15 protein-coding genes are annotated in these 20,481 nt (G+C 59.1%); 7 read left to right on the top strand and 8 right to left on the bottom strand.

Translation table 11 applies throughout. The features are described 5' to 3' along the window. Positions 1-185: 185 nt before the first annotated feature. A complete protein-coding gene (locus VL130_RS03190) occupies positions 186-971 on the bottom strand; it encodes a FadR/GntR family transcriptional regulator (protein WP_325361099.1) in 786 nt (261 codons plus the stop codon). 515 nt (positions 972-1,486) lie between these two features. On the opposite strand from VL130_RS03190, the gene VL130_RS03185 reads away from it, so the two are divergent. From VL130_RS03185 to VL130_RS03160, 6 genes are all read left to right on the top strand, one after another. Beyond that, positions 1,487-2,758 (top strand): MFS transporter, encoded by a 1,272-nt coding sequence (locus VL130_RS03185; protein ID WP_325361097.1) that lies wholly within the window; start codon positions 1,487-1,489, stop codon positions 2,756-2,758. Continuing rightward, positions 2,748-4,373, top strand: coding sequence for a glycoside hydrolase family 43 protein (locus VL130_RS03180; RefSeq protein WP_325361095.1), 1,626 nt, complete (start codon positions 2,748-2,750; stop codon positions 4,371-4,373). Before VL130_RS03185 ends, VL130_RS03180 begins: the two co-directional genes overlap by 11 nt. A 491-nt stretch (positions 4,374-4,864) precedes the next feature. Next, on the top strand, positions 4,865-7,849 hold the full coding sequence (locus VL130_RS03175; RefSeq protein WP_325361093.1) for a TonB-dependent receptor plug domain-containing protein: 2,985 nt from the start codon (positions 4,865-4,867) through the stop codon (positions 7,847-7,849). Positions 7,850-8,108: 259 nt separating this feature from the next. Further along, positions 8,109-8,630, top strand: coding sequence for a gluconokinase, GntK/IdnK-type (locus tag VL130_RS03170; protein ID WP_325361090.1), 522 nt, complete (start codon positions 8,109-8,111; stop codon positions 8,628-8,630). Between the two features lie 67 nt (positions 8,631-8,697). Then, positions 8,698-11,733, top strand: coding sequence for a glycosyl hydrolase family 28-related protein (locus tag VL130_RS03165; protein ID WP_325361088.1), 3,036 nt, complete (start codon positions 8,698-8,700; stop codon positions 11,731-11,733). A gap of 2 nt (positions 11,734-11,735) precedes the next feature. Continuing rightward, entirely contained in the window at positions 11,736-13,079 is a 1,344-nt protein-coding gene (locus VL130_RS03160; RefSeq protein ID WP_325361085.1) for a gluconate:H+ symporter, read from the top strand. 61 nt (positions 13,080-13,140) lie between these two features. Here VL130_RS03160 and VL130_RS03155 read toward each other — a convergent pair whose 3' ends face one another. After that, the gene (locus VL130_RS03155; protein ID WP_325361083.1) at positions 13,141-14,037 is read right to left on the bottom strand and encodes an SDR family oxidoreductase; all 897 of its coding nucleotides are present in this window, start codon (positions 14,035-14,037) and stop codon (positions 13,141-13,143) included. A gap of 89 nt (positions 14,038-14,126) precedes the next feature. On the opposite strand from VL130_RS03155, the gene VL130_RS03150 reads away from it, so the two are divergent. Next, entirely contained in the window at positions 14,127-15,041 is a 915-nt protein-coding gene (locus VL130_RS03150; RefSeq protein ID WP_325361080.1) for a helix-turn-helix transcriptional regulator, read from the top strand. An 88-nt stretch (positions 15,042-15,129) separates the two neighbouring features. On the opposite strand, the gene VL130_RS03145 is transcribed toward VL130_RS03150, so the two are convergent. The 6 genes from VL130_RS03145 to VL130_RS03120 form a co-directional block, all read right to left on the bottom strand. Next, positions 15,130-15,915, bottom strand: coding sequence for a GIN domain-containing protein (locus VL130_RS03145; protein ID WP_325361078.1), 786 nt, complete (start codon positions 15,913-15,915; stop codon positions 15,130-15,132). Positions 15,916-15,925: 10 nt separating this feature from the next. Beyond that, positions 15,926-16,486: a DUF1700 domain-containing protein gene (locus VL130_RS03140; protein ID WP_325361076.1), complete on the bottom strand. Its 561-nt coding sequence runs from the start codon at positions 16,484-16,486 to the stop codon at positions 15,926-15,928. A gap of 4 nt (positions 16,487-16,490) precedes the next feature. Beyond that, complete coding sequence (locus VL130_RS03135; RefSeq protein WP_325361074.1) at positions 16,491-16,856, bottom strand: PadR family transcriptional regulator; 366 nt, start codon at positions 16,854-16,856, stop codon at positions 16,491-16,493. 255 nt (positions 16,857-17,111) lie between these two features. Then, positions 17,112-18,182, bottom strand: a complete 1,071-nt coding sequence (locus tag VL130_RS03130; protein WP_325361072.1) for an alpha/beta hydrolase-fold protein — start codon at positions 18,180-18,182, stop codon at positions 17,112-17,114. 63 nt (positions 18,183-18,245) lie between these two features. Beyond that, a complete protein-coding gene (locus VL130_RS03125; RefSeq protein ID WP_325361070.1) occupies positions 18,246-18,596 on the bottom strand; it encodes a DMT family protein in 351 nt (116 codons plus the stop codon). Positions 18,597-18,654: 58 nt separating this feature from the next. Beyond that, complete coding sequence (locus VL130_RS03120) at positions 18,655-20,301, bottom strand: hypothetical protein (RefSeq protein ID WP_325361068.1); 1,647 nt, start codon at positions 20,299-20,301, stop codon at positions 18,655-18,657. Between the last annotated feature and the right edge of the window lie 180 nt (positions 20,302-20,481).

Genomic DNA, 20,481 nt, shown 5'->3' with positions numbered 1-20,481 from the left:
AGGCTCATAACCTGAAGGTCGTCAGTTCAAATCTGGCCCCCGCAACCAGGGGAGATAATAAAACAAATCAAAGATATAGCCGCCCTTAGGGGCGGCTTTTCTATGCTCAAAATCAACCCCCACATACCGCATAGACGGGAGGGAGGACACTCCGCTCGATAAGCGCGCATAAGTGGCCGCTCGGGTTAATTATCAGGGGAAGGCGACGGTAAGTCTTCGATGGCGTCCATATGCAGCAAGTCTTTTACCGCTAACCGGACGAGGTACTGCATACACCAATGCGCTTCCTCTGCATCACGATTCAAAATAGCTTCATACACAGCCATATGCGCCGGAACCGGATCACGGCCCAGGATATTGTGCGCAATCTTGTAGCGGTTTGACAGCGCCACCGTGGCGCCGATGGAGGCATTCATAGCGCCAAGCTGCTCGTTTCCGGCTGCGGCCAGGAGTGCTGCGTGAAAGTCGATATCCGCCTGAAGGCCAACCTCGGTTAGCAAGGTTTCACGTCCCATAACCGTCAGAGCATTCGCCATCGCTTCCAAATGCGCATCGGTCCGTCTTTGTGCGGCAAGCCGCGCAGCAGCGGGTTCCAGGATGAGACGCATCTCGAAAAGGTTTTTCACCAGTGTTTCATCGGGCTTGGTCGCAAACATCCAACTCAGAACATCCGGGTCCAGCATATTCCATTTCGCGCGCTCAGTGACACATGTGCCGCGTCTGCGCCTCGGCTCAACCATCCCTTTTGCGGCAAGCGTTCTGATGGCTTCTCTCACGGCCGGCCGCGAAATCGCATATGTATTGGCCATGTCGACTTCGCTTGGCAGGATGTCGCCCGGCAGCCATTTCCGTCCAAGAATGTCGATGCCCAGTTTTTGCGCCAACTGCGTATGCAATTCGCCCAATTTACCCGACTCCAGCCCGTCGCCATTGCTGACGGCTGCCAGCCGCTTGCGGCCTGGCTTATTCATATGTGGTTCTCTCTGCATTTTGTAATTCGCACGCTATATTTGATTGGCGGATATTGAAAGACCGCATGAGACGGACAAGAAGAATGAACTCTATTATGTAAGACTATTCGGCAGGCGATCTTCAGACATAAGGAGTCTGAAAGGTTCGTTTGTCAAAATTCGTATCTTGGGATAGCTGTTACTCATATCGCGCAATACCTTTTTCCTATTCTGGACCTTATATACAAACCATTGAAAATATACATAGGTAAATGTGAGTTACCGGCCGGCGGCACGCTGTGCCGGACGCGCACCTTGTCTTGGTGTGCGGCTGTTGGGCCGGCGCGTGACTTAGGTTTCGGTCTGTCGTGGCTTGATAAAGCCAGACATAACGTGGTAGCGATAATGAAAACAAACGTAGCTTAAGGTTCGAAAGTCCCGGAAAGTAAGCGCAGATTCTTCGTCTGGCCTTCCTCTTGAGCCGGACACGAACCGTCTTTCTTGCCGGCTTCGCCAAAGGGCTATTGGAGGGCGGAATGGCAAAAAACACAGGGATGACCCGGTGGGGGATCATATGCCTGGTCATGCTCGGAACCATAATCAACTATCTCACCCGAAGCGCGCTGAGCGTTGCGGCGCCGACGATGATGGCCTCGCTGCACATGACCGAGAAAAACTACGGGGTGATTACCAGCATCTTTCAATTTGGCATCATGCTGCAACCGATCGCCGGATACATCCTTGACCTGGTGAAGTTGAAACTGGGGCTGGCCCTGTTCGCAGTGGCCTGGGGCCTGATAACCATGGCGCACGCCCTGGCGGGAAACTGGCAGAGTCTTGCGTTCCTGCGCGGCCTGCAAGGCTTCGCTGAAGGAGTCGCGCAACCGGGGGGGCTGAAGGTTGTGGCGGAATGGTTCCCGGCCAGGGAACGGGGATTCGCCAGTGGCATTTACAATATCGGCGCGTCCGTTGGCTCTATGCTGGCGCCGCCTCTGGTTGCCTGGGCTATTATTCAATACAATTGGCAAGCCGCCTTCCTCATCTCCGGCGGGCTGGCTTTGGTGTGGGCGGCGCTGTGGTATGTCTGCTATCAGTCGCCGGCCCGGCACAAGCGACTGTCCACGGCGGAACGCGACTACATCAAGGCCGGTCAGGAAAGGCATCTGGAGTCGCGCGCGTCGAGACCATCGCCCCTGCGAATATTGGCCCAGCGAAATTTCTGGGGCCTGGCGATCGCGCGCTTTCTCGCCGACCCAACCTGGGGCACGCTGGTGTTCTGGGTGCCGCTTTATCTGAGTTCGGTCCGCGGTTTCGATCTGGAGCATATCGCGCTGTTTGCCTGGCTGCCGTTTGCCGCTGCGGATATCGGCTGCCTGTTTGGTCCGGCACTGGCGCTGTGGATTCAAAACCGCGGCGTCAGTCTGATTAACTCGCGGCGGTGGGCCTTCACGGTCGGGGCGTGCATGATGATGTGCGTGCCTTTCGTTGGCTTCGTTGCAAGCCCCTATATGGCTATCGCCCTGCTATGTGTTGGCGCTTTCGCCCACCAAACCTTATCCATGAATGTAATTACGATGGCTTCCGATCTGTTTCCCCGCGGAGAGGTCGCAACCGTCGCCGGGATGGTTGGCACAGCCGCTAATCTCGGTGCTTTGCTCACATCGCTTGCCATTGGCCTTCTGGTCGCGAGGATCGGCTACGGCCCCTTTTTCATCCTGATCGGCGGGCTTGATCTGGTTGGCGCCACGTTGCTTTGGCTATTGATTAAGCCAAGGCCAGCCAGCACGGAGGCCGTTCGTGATTCATAATCCTGTGCTGAAGGGCTTCAATCCGGACCCCTCGATTGTGCGCGTCGGAGAGGACTATTACATAGCCACCTCCACGTTTGAGTGGTTCCCCGGCATTCAGATCCATCACTCCCGCGATCTCGTTCACTGGCGCCTGGTCAGCCGGCCATTGCGGCGACCGTCCCAGTTGAATTTACGGGGCGTGCCGGATGGTTGCGGGATCTGGGCGGCGTGCCTGACGTACAAGGACGGCCTTTTCCATCTGGTGTATTCTGTTGTGCTGAGGTACGGGCGAACCACCGTCAGGGGCGCCAATGAGCTTGCGTTGCGGGATTTTCACAACTGCCTCGTTACGTCCAGTTCGATTGAAGGCGAGTGGTCCGATCCCATCTTGCTCAATAGCAGTGGCTTTGATCCGTCTCTGTTTCACGATGACGACGGCAAAACGTATCTGTTAAACATGCTGTGGGATCACCGGCCCGAACGGCGGCACTTTGGAGGTATTATCCTGCAAGAGTACAGCCTGGCTGAAAAAAGGCTGATTGGGGAACGGCGTTTAATATATACCGGAACGGACCTGGGATTCACCGAGGGGCCGCATTTGCTGCGACATGACGACTGGTACTACCTGATCGTTGCGGAGGGCGGCACCGGCTGGGATCATGCGGTGACAATGGCGAGGTCCCGACGGATTTATGGACCCTATGAAACCTGTCCGACGGGGCCGATCCTGACGAGTCGCGGGCGTCCGGATTGCGCGTTGCAGAGGGCGGGGCATGGAGATCTTGTTCAGGCCAGCGACGGAAGCTGGCTGATCGCCTATCTGTGCGGCCGCCCGCTGCCTGGTCAGCGCCATTGTGTCATGGGGCGCGAGACGGCGATCCAGCCTGTGCGCTGGCGCGCGGATGGCTGGCTGGAAACGATCGATGGCGAGGGCGCGCCCGACCTGGTTGCGCAAAACCCGGAAGCTGAAGCGGAACTTGAGGCGGGGGCGGCCTGTCCGGAAATCATCAGGCAGGATTTCGATGCCGCCGACCTTCCCGGAGACTTTCAATGGCTGAGATCGCCTTGCCCGGACAGGCTGTTCAGCCTGAGCGAGCGGCCGGGTTTTCTGCGCCTCTATGGGCGCGAAAGTCTGGGAAGCCGTTTTGAACAGGCGCTTGTTGCGCGACGCCAGCAGGATTTTTGCTTCGACGCGACAACGATGCTGGATTATGAGCCTCGCAATTTCCAGCAATCGGCCGGTCTTGTCGTCTACTACAACGCCAGCAAGTACCATTATTGCTATGTCACATATGATGTCGCGGCCGGGCGGCATCTGCGCCTTATGTCCAGTTCGCCGGACCCGGAGGGCGGCAGCGTCGCGCCGAGCCTCCATCCCCTGACTGAAGGGCCGGTCGAAATCAGGGCCAGCGTCGAATTTGACCGCCTGCGATTCGGATTTCGCCAGGGCGCTGATGAGGGCTGGACATGGTTCGACTCGACAATGGACATGTCTCACTTGTCGGACGAGGCGGGGCCGCAAGACCTGCCGAATTTCACCGGTACATTTGTCGGTATGGCCTGCCAGGACATGTCCGGGGAGGGGCTGGCTGCCGATTTTGACTGGTTTTGTTATCACGGTGAAACCGTCTGACCTGGCGTCGCGCTTCGTAAGACGAGCGAATAATTCGCCAAATTTGAAAAGCAGCGCCGGCAGGAAGTTGTGGCGAGCTGGGATTGTCAGATTTGAAAGCCTAAATTATGTCTTACCTATAATTGACGGTATGTCAGTCAAGTTGGCGTGATGGTATGCGACGATTGGGGAGGTCTTATGGTTTTGGTGGCGATGAGAGGCTTTTGTAACTGGCTGATTTTTAATAATTAATTGCACATTTTCTTGCCGGCCACGCTCTTCCTGATCGCGTTTCGGTGTGATCACATTTTTCATGTGGTAAATGCGCAACAGCAAGTTATTTTTAATATGTCTGTCCTATTGCGTGTTGCGCTTCAATTATACCCTCGTTATGGTCAGGCATAATGTTCGGCAGATTATCGATAATCGGGCGCAGGCTGGCCTACAGAGCCAGTCGACCGCCCACCTGCCGTTAATAAAAATTGCCACAAGGCAAGGGGAAGGAAGCCGCTATGAAAATAAGAAATGTCACCCAAAAACCCGTTCATGAAATGCCGGAGAGGTCTGCGCATTACCTGAAACGTTCGCTGCGATTTGCGTCAGGTTCGGTGCTGGCCTTGGCGCTCGCAACGGGCTGCGCCTATGCCCAGGAGGCTGATCAGACGACATCGGCGAAACCGGATGCGGACGTTGGCACCGTGGTCGTTGTGACGGCCTCGCGTATCGTATCGCGCGGTTTCAAGGCGCCAACGCCAACAACGTCGATCAGTGCGACCGACATCGCTAATCAGGCACAGCCCAACATTTTCACCACGATCGTGCAATTGCCGTCCTTGCAGGGATCAAGCGGTACGGCGACCAATACGTTCAGCACGTCCAGCGGCCAGCAGGGCCTGAGCTCGTTCGCCCTGCGTGGTCTTGGGGTCAGCCGCACGCTCACCTTGCTTGACGGTCAGCGCGTTGTGCCCGCCAATATTGGCACCGGCGCGCCGGATATCAGCCTTTTCCCGCAATTGCTGGTAAAGCGTGTTGATGTCGTGAATGGCGGCGCCTCCGCTTCCTGGGGTTCGGATGCCGTCGGCGGCGTCGTCAACTTCATTACGGACAAGAAATTCGAGGGCTTCAAGGGCAATTTTGAAGTCGGTGAGACGACCTATGGCGATGACAAGCAGGGCCTGTTCCAGGTCGCTTTTGGCAAGTCGTTCCTGAGTGGCAAACTGCATACCGAATTTGCCCTGGAATACCATACCGAGGATGGGGTTCCGGCCGGTGATTTCGGTGAGCGGGCGGCGAACGGCCGGGATTGGTACCGCAGTTCGACCCTGGTCAATACCGGCATTACCAACAATGGGTCGCCGCAGTTTGTGAATGTCGATCACGCGCAATCGATCACCTATTCCAAGTATGGGCTGATCACTTCGGGGCCGCTCCAGGGCATTGCCTTTGATCAGAGCGGCAATCCATATAATTTCGTATATGGCTCGAATGGCGTGCCGCAAAAGGACGCCGCCGGCACGGTTGCCGGGTGCTATGTCGGCTTTTGCGTCGGCGGCGATACGTCTGCTAACGTTGGCGTCGGCGCCACCCTGCAGTCCGGCATCATTCGTTCAAATTTCTACAATCGCACGTCGTTTGATCTGAATGCGGACAATGAAATCTATTTTACCGTCAACCTGGCCAAGGTGGACACGCATAACCAGCCGAACCCAGGCTTTACAGAGCCGGGCCTGACGATACAGTGTTCCAATCCCTATGTGCCGGCGTCCATTTCCGCGCAGTGCGGGCCGAACGGCATTACCAGTTTCAAGCTGGGAACGGTTACCCCGTTCCTGCCGAGCATCAGGGTTAATACCGAGCGTAAACAGGAGCGGTTTGTCGTTGGAGCGGATGGTAAGTTCGACGCCTTCGGGACAAGCTGGAACTATGACGCCTATTACCAGCATGGCAAGGAAACGTCGGATATCAATGTCCACAACCTGCTGCTGAAAGCCCGCTTTACGGCGGCGGTAGACGCGATTACCCTGAATGGCGCCATCGTCTGCGCCGATCCGGTTGCGCGCGCCAATGGCTGCCAGCCCATCAATGTCATCGGCAATCAAACGCCCAGCGCCTCGGCGATTGCATACCTTCAACCGGCTGCCGGCGCCTTCCAGAATACGATCCAAACCCAGGATGTCGCTGCTGTGAGCGTGTCGGGGGAGCCGTTCTCGCTGTGGGCCGGTCCCGTCTCGATAGCGTTTGGCGCAGAAGGGCGTCGTGAATGGTATCGCGCCGTGGCCGATCCCTATGGCAACGGCACGAGCAGCCCCTATAATGATGATTATCCGGCTGACCCGTTGCTGAGCACCAGTGGAGGCAACTTCTATGCCGGTAACTATCGCAACGGCACTGGCAGCTATAATGTCGTCGAAGCCTTCCTCGAATTCAATGTGCCGTTGCTCAACTCGGATGCGGTTGGCCAGCTCAACCTGAACGCGGCGGGACGCGCGGAAAAATATAGCACCGCCGGAAACGTTCAGGCGTGGAAGGTCGGGTTTACGTGGGATACGCCCTTTAGCGGCCTGAGATTCCGTACCGTCAGATCGCAGGATGTCAGGGCCCCGAACCTGAATGATCTGTTTGGTCCGACAACCTCGACAAATCTGCCGAACTTCACCAACCCGTTCACCAATACAACCCTGACCATTTCGCAGAACTCTGGCTCAAACCCGGCCCTCAAGCCGGAAATTGCGCAAAACTTTAACTTCGGGGTAGTTCTGGCGAATCCCACCTGGGCGCCCAGATTTAACGCTTCGATCGATTACTACGATATCAAGCTGACGGACGCGATCGGGGCCGGACCGAACGCGACCCAGTTGGTGCAATACTGCTTCGACGGGTCAGTGCCGGCTGCCTGTAACACGTTTGATCTGACCGGCGCTAACCCTTACGTGAATGTGGGCAGCATAAACGCCGCCTCCATCCGGACAAGCGGCGTTGATTATGAAGTCAGCTATCAGGTGCCGCAACCCCTGGGTTTGCAGGGTAATCTGGTCTTGCGGGCGCTGGCGACCAATGTGCGTGATTTCACGACCATTCCAGGCTTGCCGGGCACCGTCGCCACGCAATCCGCCGGACAAAATTCGGGCGCAACGCCCGATTGGAAAGCGCTGTTTGTTCAGAGCTACTCGACAGACACCTATAGCCTTACGCTACAGGAACGCTGGTTTAGCGACGGTGTGATCGGGACGCAGTACGTGGTTTGCAGCACGGGTTGCCCGGTCTCGACATCGAACAACCCCACCATCGATAACAACAGTATGCCGGGGGCGACCTATGTCGATCTGGCCGGCTCCTACAACATCGGCAAGGGCGTCGTGGCCTACTTCAAGATCGATAATATGTTCGATGTCGCGCCAACCCCGCTGCCTCAGACGAACACCGGGCTTGATATCAATCCGGCGCTCTATGACACGATTGGCCGGTTCTATCACGCCGGCCTGCGGTTCACCTTCTAAGGAAAGTAAGGATATCCGTCGCGTATGCGCGGCGGGTATCCGTTTTCTTGACGCTGTTTTTGCCGCCAGCCAACACTCCCACTTGCGGCTGGCGGCAACCAACTGGCCCTTTGCGCGTGCAAGCGTACACGCATCGTCACTGAGCCGCATGTTTCCGGCCGGATGTCTCCCGTTTTCGTCCGGAAACATGACTTTTTTGTAATTTGAATATGCTTATCGAGGCAAGGCTTTGACACTTTCGGCACCAGCGATTGTTATCATGGGCATTAGCGGTTGTGGCAAATCCACCTTGGGCCGTCGGCTTTCAGAGGCGACCGGCTACGGATTTATCGAAGGCGATGACCTTCATCTGCCGGAACACGTCGCCCGGATGGCGGCGGGCACGGCCTTGACGGACGAGGATCGCTGGCCCTGGCTCGAACGGATCGCCAGCGCGCTGAAGACGGCGCGTGACGGGCAGGGCGTGGCGGGGCGGATTGTCTCCTGTTCGGCCTTGCGGCGCCGTTACCGCGATCTGCTGAGGTCGCGCGTGGGAGACCAATTGTTGTTCGTCTTCCCGAAAGTCCCGGTCGATGTCCTTCGCTCCCGGCTTCGCAACCGCCCGAACCACTACATGCCCGCCAGCCTGCTCGATAGCCAGATGGCGACACTGGAAGCGCCCATGCCTGACGAACCGGTGCTGACCATCGATGGAGAAGCGGATGCGGATCAATCGATCGCGCTGATCCTGGGCTTTCTTGCCTTACGTAACGACGTCAACGCTCGTGCGACGCCTCGTTAAAGCGTCGGAATAACGCGCCGGCGCATTTCCCCTGACAATATCCGCCTTGAATGGAGACCCTATCCAGATGATGTACAAATCCTTGATGATGACCGCAGGGCTAATGGCCTTGACGTTCGCTGCGGGGCCTGTGTCGGCCATGGCGGGCCGGGGGTCGGTTTTCCTGACCGCGCCTAACGACCGTCTGGCCATAACGGTCAAAGGCGTAGGCGATGGCAAGGCGGATGATACGGCTGCCATCCAGGCGGCTTTGGACACTGCGGGGAAATCGGGCGCCGGCGGCATTGTCTGGCTGCCGTCCGGGCGGTATCGCATCAGCCGCAGCCTGCTCATCCCCGCGGCTGTGCGTTTGTTTGGCGTCGGCCCTACGCGGCCTGTACTGATGCTGGCTGACAAGTCGCCGGGCTTCGATAAGGGCGTGGTGACCATGGTCATTTTCACCGGCGCCGATCAATACGCCACGGGGCCGGTCCCTGTGCCGGTGCCTTCAGCCTTGCCCTCGGCGCCCCCCGTGCGGGACGCCAATTCGGGAACCTTTTATTCGGCCCTGTCCAACGTCGATTTTGAAATGGGCAAGGGCAATCCCGCGGCGGCCGGTGTCCGTATGCGCATCGCCCAACATGCGTTCCTGAGCCATATCGACTTTCACCTCGAGTCGGGGTTCGCCGGGATTTACCAGGCCGGCAACGAGGCGGAAGATCTGCATTTCTATGGCGGCCGGTATGGCATCGTCACCGAAAAGACCTCGCCCGCCTGGCAATTCACGCTGATCGATTCGAGCTTTGAAGGGCAGCGCGAAGCCGCCATACGCGAGCACGAGGTCGATCTGACCCTGATCAACATCACGATCAGCGATACGCCGATAGGCATCGATATCGACCGCGGCTACAGCGATAGCCTGTGGGGCAAGGATGTGCGTTTTGAGCGCATTTCAAAGGCGGCCGTGGTCATCAGCAATGAGAACAGCCCCTTCACCCAGATTGGCTTCGATAATGCGCTGGCGACCAAGGTGCCTGTTTTCGCGCGCTTTCGCGACACCGGAAAGACCGTCAAGGGACCTGGGGCGAATTATCGCGTCACTGCCTTCAATTATGGTCTGAAAATTGACGATTTGGGCCAGGTCGGCCATTTCGACACCAACTTCCAAGCCGAAGCGCTAACCGGTTTGCCGCAGCAGCGGGCGTCAGTCCTGCCGGCGTTGCCGCCCGTTGATCAATGGGTCGATGTGCGTAGCCTTGGTGTCGTCGGCGATGGTCAGACCGACGATACGGCGGCCCTGCAAAAGGCGATCGACGGCCACAAGGTTATCTATCTGCCAACGGGGCATTATCTCGTCAGCGATACGCTTCATCTGCGCAGCGATACGGTCCTGATCGGGCTGCACCCCAGTGTGACCCAGATCACCCTGGCCGAAAGCACTCCGGCTTTTCAGGGTGTCGGCAACGCCAAGGCCCTGGTCGAGAGCGCCAGGGGGGGCAACGCTATCGTCTTCGGTATTGGCCTGTTCACCGGCGGCATCAATCCGCGCGCCACAGCGCTGCTGTGGAAGGCCGGAGAAGGCTCGTTGGTCGAGGATGTGCGCATTCACGGCGGGCACGGCACCCTTTTACCAGACGGCAAGCGGGTCGATTTTTCCGATCCGAAGTTCCGCATGGATGGCCAGCATCCCGGCATCTGGGTGACCGATGGCGGCGGCGGCACCTTCGTCGCCAACTGGACGCCCAATACCATGTCGGATTCGGGCTTTTACGTCAGCAACACCAAGACGCCCGGCCATGTCTACGAGTTGTCGGCCGAGCACCACAATCGCCACGAGATCGTGCTGAATGGCGTGGAAAACTGGGAGTTCCTGGCGCCCCAGACCGAGCAGGAGGTCATCGACGGCCTGGAATCGATGTCGCTGGAAGTGCGGAACTCAAAGAACATCCTGTTTGCCAACTATCACGCCTATCGTGTGACGCGCAGCCTGAAGCCGGCCCCGACAGCGGTCAAGCTGTTCAATTCCGAAAATATCCGCTTCCGCAATATGTCGACCAATGCCGAGAGCGGCTATGCGACCTGTGATTCCAACGGGTGCGGCACCTATCTCCGCGCCAGCAAGTTTCCGTTTGAAAACGCCATCACCGACATGACGCACAAGCTTGAGGTCCGCGAGCGTCAATTCGCGGTGCTTGATGTGTCAGGCACGCCGCAAGTGCCGCCGCCGGCGCCCGTGCCGGCCGGACTGGAGTCGGCGAAAATCGCGAAGCTGGAGGACGGCTTCTATTCGATCGCCGGAGGGACGGTCGATGACAAGGGCAACCTCTATTTTGTCGACCACCATTTCCAACGCATCTATCGCTGGTCGCAAGGGAGCGGGCTTGAAGTCATCAGCGATGCGCCGCTCGATGCCGTCAATCTCGCCGCCGATCGTTCGGGACATCTTATGGTGCTGTCGTCCGACGGTCCGGACGCCACCGTCTATAGCCTCGACCCGTGGGCACATACGCCGGAGATCACGCGCATTGCAGCCACACCAGCGGCGGCGCACCCGGGCGCTGTCACCGCCTTGCCCGGAAACCTGTGGAACAATGGCGAATTCCGCGATCAGCTTAATCCGCAGACCTACGAATTCACCACGCTCGCCGAGATGTTCAAACGCGACATGGCCATTCCGAAGGCGCTTGAATACGTCTCTCCGGATGGCAGCCTGGTTCTGCCCGCCTTCCGGGTCTACAAGCAGGGGCCGACCAATTTCCAGGGCTGGCGGTTCTCTGACACGCTCGATACCTATGGCTTCGTCACCGCCAAACCGGGTGATCAGGTAACGCTGAGCAATGGGTCGGAGGCGCGTATCTATCGCGGACGAGTCGGCGAAGGCGGCAGTGTGACAGATCTGAAGCCCCTCACCGACCGGGGCGGCGAAAGCGTCGCCGTTGACGCGAAGGGCCGGCTGTTTGTCGCCAATGGCCAGATCTTTGTTTATGACGCCGATGGCAAGGCGCTTGGCCGGATCGATACGCCGGAGCGGCCGCTTCAGTTGATTTTCGGTGGCGCTGACCACCAAACCTTGTTTATCCTGACACATCACAGCCTATATAGCCTGAACGTGCAAGGATTCTGATCATGACATTCGACGTGGCTCCGCAGACGGGCGTCCTGATTATTGTTCTGGCCGCCGTTCTGTCCCTGATCGTCATGATTGCCTGGGGGAAGGTTCAGCCTTTGCTGGCCTTCATCCTGGCGTCAATATTCGCCGCCTTGCTGCTGCGTATGCCGCTCGACCAGATCACGCACTCGATCGAAAAAGGCATAGGCGACATGATCGGGTCGCTGGCGGTTCTGCTGGCGTTGGGCGCTATTTTCGGCAAGATCGTCGCCGATAGCGGGGCGGCCAAAAAGATTTCAGGCGTGTTGATTGGGGCATTCGGCGACAAGCGCATTGCGCTGGCGCTCTGCCTGACCGGCTTCATCGTCGGCATTCCCCTCTTTTATAATGTCGGTTTTGTCCTGCTGGTGCCGCTGATTTTTTCCGTGTGGCGCCAGTCGGGCAGGCCGATCGTTTACCTGGCTGTCCCCGTAATGGCCGGGTTGTCGATTGCGCATGGCTTCCTGCCCCCGCATCCCTCACCGGCGGCGATCGTGCCGATGTTCGGCGCCAATATGGGCCTGACCCTGATTTATGGTTTGATCGTCGGTATCCCCACCGCGCTCATCGCAGGGCCGTTGTTTGCCATGAGCGTCAAACACATCAAGGCCGATCCGCCGAGACTGTTTGCCGCCGAAGAGATCCAGGACGAGCGGTTGCCGTCGGCAGCGAATGCCTTTCTGACCGCTTTGTTGCCGGTTTTCCTGCTGGCAGGCATGACCTTGCTCGGTTACTGGCACGGATTCGATGCAAACGCCAAGGTCTTGATCGCCTTTCTTGGTAATCCGATGATTGTCATGCTTGTGTCGGTGATTGTGGCGTTAGTGACGCTGGGCGTCGGGCGCGGGATGAGACTCGGCGACCTGATGAGCGGCTCCGGTCTGGCCCTGCGCGAGATCGCCCCTATTCTGTTGATCATCGCGGGGGCTGGCGCCCTGAAACAGATTTTCGTCGATGGCGGCGTCAACGATCAGCTTGGGGTGTTGCTTAAAGACCTGCCGGTGCCGCCGCTCATCCTTGGCTGGCTGATCGCGGGTATCATTCGCGTCGCCCTGGGGTCAGCGACAGTGGCCGGATTGACGGCGGCCGGACTCGTCACGCCGTTGGTCAAGGTGAGCGGCGTTGACCCGAACCTGATGGTTCTGGCGGTAGGCGCCGGCAGCCTGATGTTCAGTCATGTCAACGATTCAGGGTTCTGGATGTTCAAGGAGTATTTCGGGCTATCGGTGAAAGACACCCTCCGATCCTGGACGCTGATGGAAGGACTGGTGGGCATATTTGGATTGATATTCACGCTGATTCTCAGCCAGTGCCTGAGTTAAGGCGTCCGGCGTCAGCGACTATGGGCCAGGGGCTGATCGCCTGTCGCCACATCCAGGCCGGCTAATGCACGCCGCTTTCATAGTCCATCTCGCGTAAATCAGCGATCAGTCCGGCCCCTTCGGGGCGCCAGTCCAGTCGTTGGCGCGTCCATTCGCTCGAAGCGGGCATGTTCAGACCAACGAACATGCCGAGCCAGCCGAAGTGTTCCGCCGCTTTTTCCTGGGGCAGGGAAGTCACGGGAACGCCAAGTCCGCTGCCGATGGCAGTGGCTATGTCGCGCGCCGATACGCCTTCTTCAGCAACGGCATGGAAACGCTCGCCAGCCAGGCCCTTTTCAACCGCCAGAAGATAAAGCCGCGCCACATCGGAGACATGGGCGGCGGCCCATCTGTTCAGGCCATCGCCGACATAGGCCGATATGCCTTTCTGGCGCGCGATGTCTATCAGCGGCGAAATCAGACCTTGCCTGTGCGCATCATGCACTTGTGGAAGGCGCATGACGACCACCTTCACCCCGGCGGCGGACATCTCGGCGCCCGCCAGTTCGGATGCCACGCGTGGGTTGGGATTATGAGCATTAAACACGTCTTCGGTCGCCAGTTGTCCGGCGGCGGCGCCCATCCCGGTGCCTGACGTGATGACGAGCGGCCTGTCCGAACCCGCCAGAGCGTTACCCAGCAAGCGGATCACCCGCTGGTCCTTTTCGCAGTTCGCCACGAAATTGGTGAAGTTGTGATCGAAGGCGGTATGGATGATGGCATCGGCCTGCTCCGCGCCGGCCCGCAGGCTTTCAGGTTCGTCTATTGTGCCGTGATAGGGTTCTGCACCCGCCTTGACCAGCGCCTGCGCACCGGCATCCGAGCGTGTCAGGCCAAGCACCTGATGCCCGGCGCTGAGCAGTTCGGGGACAATGTGCGAACCGATAAAGCCCGTGGCGCCGGTAAGGAATATACGCATGAAACAATCTCCTGATTGGACTTGCGACCCGTATCTGCCTATATTTCATACCCGTAAAGTAGTGACATTATCATGGTATAATCAATAATATGATCGGCGAACGCGCGACAACCGGCACCCTTCTGGGAACCTATCTGAAGGATCGTCGGGCCAGGCTCGACCCCATCGCGCTCGGCTTTGCGCCACAGCGCCGGCGTACCCCCGGCCTGCGCCGAGAAGAGGTGGCGCATCGCGCCAATATCAGTCCGACCTGGTACACATGGCTGGAGCAGGGACGCGGCGGCGCGCCGTCGGCTGACGTCCTTAATCGCATCGCGCAGGCTCTGATGCTGACCGATGTCGAACGCGAACACCTCTTCCTGCTGGGGCTTGGCCGGCCACCAGAAGTTCAATACCGCAAGGATCATGGGGTCACGCCCCGTTTGCAGCGCGTGCTCGATGCCTTGAACCCCAGCCCGGCGCTCATCAAGACCGCGCTATGGGATGTGGTGGCCTGGAACCAATCGGCCACGGTGGTCCTTCACGACTACGCATCGCTTCCGCCGGCGCAGCGCAACACGCTGCGTCAGATCTTTTTAAATCAGCATACCCGCGAGGTGCAGCACAATTGGGAAAGCGTCGCGCGCTCCGTCGTGGCTACGTTTCGCGCTGACGCAGCGCGGGCCGGCGCGATGGCGGAGGTCAGCGCGCTGGTCGACGAACTCTGCCTGCTGAGTCCGGAGTTCAAGGCTATGTGGCGTGACAACGACGTGCGCGGCCATGCCGAGGTCGTTAAGCATCTGCAACATCCCGTCCTCGGCCCGATCGCCATTGAAATATCTACTTTTGCCGTCGATGGGCGGCCGGATCTCAGTATGCTGGTATTTAATCCCGTGACCGTCTCGGACGCGGAAAAGGTCAGCGCATTGATTGCAGCAACATCGGCGCCGGCCGAGCCGGTCGCTGAGCGCGCCGGGCATGGGTGCGAAAATGAACTGCATGACTGCGTAGAGGGGCGGTCATGATGCCGATGCCAACAGCATCGAGAACAATGGCGGCAAGCCCCTTTGTTGGTGGCGCTGCCGCCTCTAGTGCCGGGCGATCCGGCGCTGCTCAGTTATCGTTCTGGTCAACCGTACCGGAGCCGGAAATCGTGGTGTCGATCTTGGCCGGCTTGGTGGCCAGGTCGACATTGCCGGAACCGGAGATATCGATCTTCGCCTGGCCGCTGGCATGGATGGTGGCATCGCCGGAGCCATTGACGCTGACATCAGCGTCCTTGGTTTCAAGTGCGGCCAGATCGGCGCTGCCGCTGCCCGACACATTGAGCTTCAGCGCTTGCGTGCGGCCGACGGCATGGACCGAACCGGAGCCGGCGATGCTGATATCGATCGACGGCTGGTCATAACCGCGCAGGTCGAGATCGCCGCTGCCGGTCATCTCGAAGCGTTTCACATTCGGCGCGGTGACGGTAATGCGGGCGCCTTCGTGGCTCGATTGCGCATCGAAGCCATCCTTGCCCCAGGTGAGGTTGATGCTCTCCTTGTGATCCGGACCATCGGTAATCGACAGGCGGCCATTATCGAGCGTGATGCGGTTGACCAGCGATTGTGGCCCGGAGACGGTCACCGAAGCGGCCGGTCCCTGTGTGTAGACGACATCGGCGGGCAGATCGACGGCCAGCAGATCGCCGCCGGTCCAGGCGATGGTTTTGCTCGTGCTCGGTTCGGGTTTGCCAGCCTCGCCCTTGCCGATGCGAAGGTGATCGCCATCCTTGATCAGGCCGATATTCCAGCCCTTGGTGCCGATCTCGTTAGAGACGAGGGCGGCGGCCCCGGCGAGGCAGACCAGCGCCAGGAGGAAGGCGCCGCCGGAGAAGAGAAACAGTTTGCGGATCATGGTCTTATCCTTACGATTCAAGAGCGGGCTTGAGCACGCGGTAGTGCAGGCGGGCATACCAGACAAGGCCATTGACCAGCCAGATGGTCAGGGCCAGGGTGACGGCGCCGATGGTGGCGGCCAGCGCCATGATGCCGAAGCCGCCAAGCAGGGCGGCAATAATACCGCCCGGCAGGCCCATGAAGGGACCGGCGGCGAATAGCACGCCGCCGCCGATGAAGGCGCCGATGGCCGCGGCGAAGATGCCGATAAGAGTGCCGACCACACCGCCGGCCAGTGGCAGCAGGATCAGGATATCGATGGCGCCCAGTCCCAGTATGCCAATGATAGCGGAACTGGCGTTGGAGGGCGTCTTGGCCTCATCCCAACTCTTGACGCCGGCTTCGGCGCGGAGTTCGCGGGCGAGGCGATCGGGATCGCCGAGGGCTTCGGCCACTTCGGATTCGGCGCGGCCTTCGGCGGCGGCATCCTTGAAGTGAGCCTCATAGTCGGCCATGATGTCCTTTAGGGCGGCGGGCGGCAAGCCCTTCAGGCCCTTGCACAGCCGGTCCAGAAATTCGATACGGGTCATGATCTCAGGCCTCTTCTAAGGGTTCGGGGGTGGCAGCCAAAGGAGCAGGCAGCGGCTCAAGCAGGGCGTCGACCGCGATGGCGAAACCACGCCATTCGTCGCGTTGCGCCTCCAGGGCGGCGCGTCCGGCGTCGGTCAATTTGTAATATTTGCGCGACGGGCCGGAAGAGGATTCCACCAGGTAGGTGGCGACCAGTCCATCGGTCTGCATCCGCCGCATCAGCGGGTAGATCGTGCCCTCGCCCATGCCGATGGCCTCGGAGAGATGGCTGGCGATCTCATAGGCGTAGCTCTCATTGCGCGCCAGCACCGCCAGCACACACAGGCCAAGCACGCCTTTTTTCAGTTGAATATCAATGGTTTCCGGCATCCGAATATCCTCGATGTGCGGGTGTGTCGCAGCCGGGGAGGTGGCCGCTTGCTCATTGAATATGGCAAGCTACCTGTTGATGCAAGGTATATATCATTAAATAGTAGTAAGGTTCCGAGAGGCCTTATTACGCAGGGATTTCACAATAATCAGACGCGACTATGGGCGGCAGGCGCGTGAGATCGGGTAGACAGAATACGGCGGCGATTGATCATATCGCATGGATGCGCCAGATCCATAAACGCGCCAAAGCGGTCAGGCGAAAGCCAGATTGTGCGCGAAGAAGGGTAGCAGATCTGTCATGACGCGGCCGTCCATTCCCCAGTGGCGCTCACCCCAAACGCCGCGATACTCTTCCGCCTCATAGGCGATGCCATATTCATCAAGCTGGTGAGCAAAGGCCTGGTTGGAGTAGACATGGTCAAAATTGCTGTCATTACGGCCCCAATCGAATTTGAAGCCGCGCAGGCGTTTCAGGTTTTCCGCATAGCGGGGGATCATCCGTTCCAGAAAAAAGCTGTCCTGCAGCCGGGTCGTCAGGCCGCTGTCCATGACCAACTGGCCGTTCACGCGACGGGCTGGCAGGTCAATATAAAGCGGCGCCTTATCCGGATTGGGCAGGTGCGCCTGATAGATGGCGGTGAATATCTGCGAGAAGATATCGGCCTTCACGTCACCCAGTTTGGTGGCCTTTGATAAAATCTCCCAGTTGGGGCGCCCCTGCATGATCTGGATGCCAAAGCCGGTGCCGACCGGATGGAGTGCGTAAACCGAGCCGAAGATATCGGGGTGCTTCATGCCGAAACGGATGGCGCCGTGGCCGCCCATGCGATCGCCCGTCACTCCGCGCGCGGTGGATGCGGTCAGGGTGCGGTATGACTTATCTATAAAAGGCACCAGTTCTGAGACCATATAGTCTTCCCAATTACCGGTGACCGGCGAATTGACATAAAGCGAAGACCCCAGCGGCGTACTGAAATCGGCGGATACCAGAATGAAGGGATCGATTACACCGCCATCTACCGCGGCGTCTAAAACGCTTTGGGCGGCATAATCGGCGAACAGGTTTCTGTCGGTGTCAAACAGGTTTGGCAGAAAGTAGATCACCGGGTAGTGCCGGGCATCGGCATCATAGCCGGCGGGCAGGTAAACGCTGATGCGGCGTTCAGGCCCTAACCCGATTTTGTTATGGGCGAAGTGTTTCGATTGGATTGTGCGTTCTTCAATCCGGCTGGCTGACCTTGCCCGGACTGGTGCGGCCCAGACTGGCGTTGCGAGTGCGGCCAGACCGCCCGCGAGAAAGCTGAAACGTGTAATGCCAGCCATGATCATTCTCCATTTGGGAGGCAGGATTAGGGTCAATATGGGCGAATTAATGACGGCGTTATTTTAAGGCTTGTAGAAGACAAAACCGGCGCCGCAGGCGATCAGGGTAAAGCCGACCGCTGTTTGCCATTTCAGCGGTTCGCCAAGGTAAAGCGCGGAAAAGATGACGAAAACCACCAGGGTAATGACTTCCTGGATGGTCTTCAATTGCGCCGCCGAAAAGGTGCCGTAACCGATACGGTTGGCCGGCACCTGAAAGCAGTATTCAAAGAAGGCGATGCCCCAACTGACCAGAATGACCACCCACAGCTTTTCCATCTTGAACTTGAGGTGGCCATACCAGGCCAGGGTCATGAACAGGTTGGAGCAAACCAGCAAACCAACGGTGGCGAAGGCGGGAGAGATTTTGAGCACGGCGAACTCCGGAAGGGACGCCTTTCTTCCCGCCCGCAGCCGTTCAAGTCAAGCCGGTTTAAGCGACATTAAAGCGCTGGGCGTCCCGCAGGGCATTATCGGCCATAGCGCGCAGGCCGGGATGTTCCGGCTTCATCGCCGACAGGTCTGCGAAGGCCTGGTGGGCCTTGCGGTACAACGGGCCGGCCTGATCAAAAGCGCCTTGCATTTCGCGCGCCTGCGCCAGACGGGCGACCGTAATCGCCAAGGTCGAGCGGACGCCGACATCATCGGGACGCAAATAGGTTTCGCTTTCGTGCAGGCGGCTCAGTTCCTCGAAGGCGTCGCCGGCGGCCTTGGCGTCACCTGCCTTGAGCTTGAGATCGGCATAGGGGGCCAATAGTTCGGCGCGGGTGGCCGGATCGCTGATGACGCCGAGCGCACGGGCGATAACGGCGGGCTGCCGGGCGGTGTCACCGGCCATCTGGTAGCGGCGGGCGAGGTAAAGGTGGATATTGGCGTCGTTCGGATCGAGTTCCGACACATGTTCATAAGCGGCCATAGCCTTGCTGTCGTCGCGACCCATATGCAGGGCGCCGGAGATGCGCCACAGTTCGGCGGCGGCGGCATGATTGCCAGCCACGGCCAGGGCGTCCGCCTGCGAGGCCAGGGCGGCGGCGGCGGCGGACAGATCGCCCGAAGCGATCAATTGAAAGGCTCTTTGGCTGTCCGGTGACTTGTCATAATACAGATGGGCTATCCGCACGCTCAATTCATCGGCGGCGATGGCACGGGTCGAATCCGGCCAGACCGAGAGGGCGGTGCGGGCCGCCTGACGGATTTCGGCTTCATCGTCGATGGGGGCGGGCACGACATCGGGCACGATTTCAGCGACAGTCTCCACTACCGGCTGGACCACAAGCTCTGTCTGTGGTTCGCTTTGCGGCGCGAAACGCATGGCCGAACTGATAACGGCATTGATGTCGCCCGGTGGTGCATGGGTAATGACTTCCGGCGTCTCGGCCAGAAGGGCGGCGGCCACTGGATCGTGCTCGGCTTCCGTCACGGCGATCTCCGGCCGGATAGGCACAATCTCGGCCGTGTGAATATGCAGGCCGTGCGTCTCAGCCAGGGCGGCGGTAGCATCGAAAGCAGGCACTTCGGTGGCGGTCTCGATCGGCGCTTCCGGTGTGCGCGTCATAAAGCTATCGGAGGCATTATCGGAGAAAGCGCCGTGATCGCTGAAAATGGCTGGTTCCAGCGACTGGGCTTCCAGGTGCGCAGGCTCAGCAACGGTTTCCAATTGGCCTCCGGAAATGCCCATGACGGCGGCGTGCTGCGTATTGAAACGCAAATCGCCACGGCTTTCGCTGGCGCGCGTCGCGGTCTGGAGGTCGACAGCGGGCGCGGCTGCCAGTTCGATTCCGGCCGATGTGGTAGCCTTGGTTGTCTTGTGAGGTTTCGCACCGGTGAGCAGGTTAATAACCAGGCCGATGACGCCGATCAGAAGCACAAAGAAACCGACGGCCAAGGCACCGGCCCAGGTGGCGGTGCCGCGCGCCCAGATGATCCAGTCTTCCGGGAAAGGGGTGCGAACCGGCGCCTGGCCTTTGTACAGCGCGAAACCCGCCAGGGCGACCGCCAGGGCGATAAGCACGAGAAAGCCCACCGGATTGGTCCGGCGCGTGTCTCTTACGGTATCCAGAGTTGGATTCGAATTGCTCATACGGCCCCCGCAACGCTAATCTTCATAAAACATTAACCCCAGCTTTGGCTTTATGGCAACGGTAACTTCCAAAACCTGTGCCAAAAGGCGAATTAAGCTATCCTTCGCGGCAGTCTTGCAACTTTCCGGCCAAACCGGAGCGCAAGGCTTGCGCGAGTCAGGAAGTGCGGATACAAGCGA

The organism is Asticcacaulis sp. (assembly GCF_035497195.1).
Classification (GTDB): domain Bacteria; phylum Pseudomonadota; class Alphaproteobacteria; order Caulobacterales; family Caulobacteraceae; genus Asticcacaulis.
The sequence above is the reverse complement of the archived record's forward strand: the minus strand, read 5'-3'. Positions and strand labels throughout refer to the sequence as shown.

Excerpts from the sequence above, each read along its gene's own strand:
- VL130_RS03190 (WP_325361099.1), bottom strand. The coding sequence starts at position 971 with ATGAATAAGCCAGGCCGCAAGCGGCTGGCAGCCGTCAGCAATGGCGAC.
- VL130_RS03185 (WP_325361097.1), top strand. The coding sequence starts at position 1,487 with ATGGCAAAAAACACAGGGATGACCCGGTGGGGGATCATATGCCTGGTC.
- VL130_RS03175 (WP_325361093.1), top strand. The coding sequence starts at position 4,865 with ATGAAAATAAGAAATGTCACCCAAAAACCCGTTCATGAAATGCCGGAG.
- VL130_RS03170 (WP_325361090.1), top strand. The coding sequence starts at position 8,109 with ATGGGCATTAGCGGTTGTGGCAAATCCACCTTGGGCCGTCGGCTTTCA.
- VL130_RS03165 (WP_325361088.1), top strand. The coding sequence starts at position 8,698 with ATGATGTACAAATCCTTGATGATGACCGCAGGGCTAATGGCCTTGACG.
- VL130_RS03160 (WP_325361085.1), top strand. The coding sequence starts at position 11,736 with ATGACATTCGACGTGGCTCCGCAGACGGGCGTCCTGATTATTGTTCTG.
- VL130_RS03155 (WP_325361083.1), bottom strand. The coding sequence starts at position 14,037 with ATGCGTATATTCCTTACCGGCGCCACGGGCTTTATCGGTTCGCACATT.
- VL130_RS03150 (WP_325361080.1), top strand. The coding sequence starts at position 14,127 with ATGATCGGCGAACGCGCGACAACCGGCACCCTTCTGGGAACCTATCTG.
- VL130_RS03145 (WP_325361078.1), bottom strand. The coding sequence starts at position 15,915 with ATGATCCGCAAACTGTTTCTCTTCTCCGGCGGCGCCTTCCTCCTGGCG.
- VL130_RS03140 (WP_325361076.1), bottom strand. The coding sequence starts at position 16,486 with ATGACCCGTATCGAATTTCTGGACCGGCTGTGCAAGGGCCTGAAGGGC.
- VL130_RS03135 (WP_325361074.1), bottom strand. The coding sequence starts at position 16,856 with ATGCCGGAAACCATTGATATTCAACTGAAAAAAGGCGTGCTTGGCCTG.
- VL130_RS03130 (WP_325361072.1), bottom strand. The coding sequence starts at position 18,182 with ATGGCTGGCATTACACGTTTCAGCTTTCTCGCGGGCGGTCTGGCCGCA.
- VL130_RS03120 (WP_325361068.1), bottom strand. The coding sequence starts at position 20,301 with ATGAGCAATTCGAATCCAACTCTGGATACCGTAAGAGACACGCGCCGG.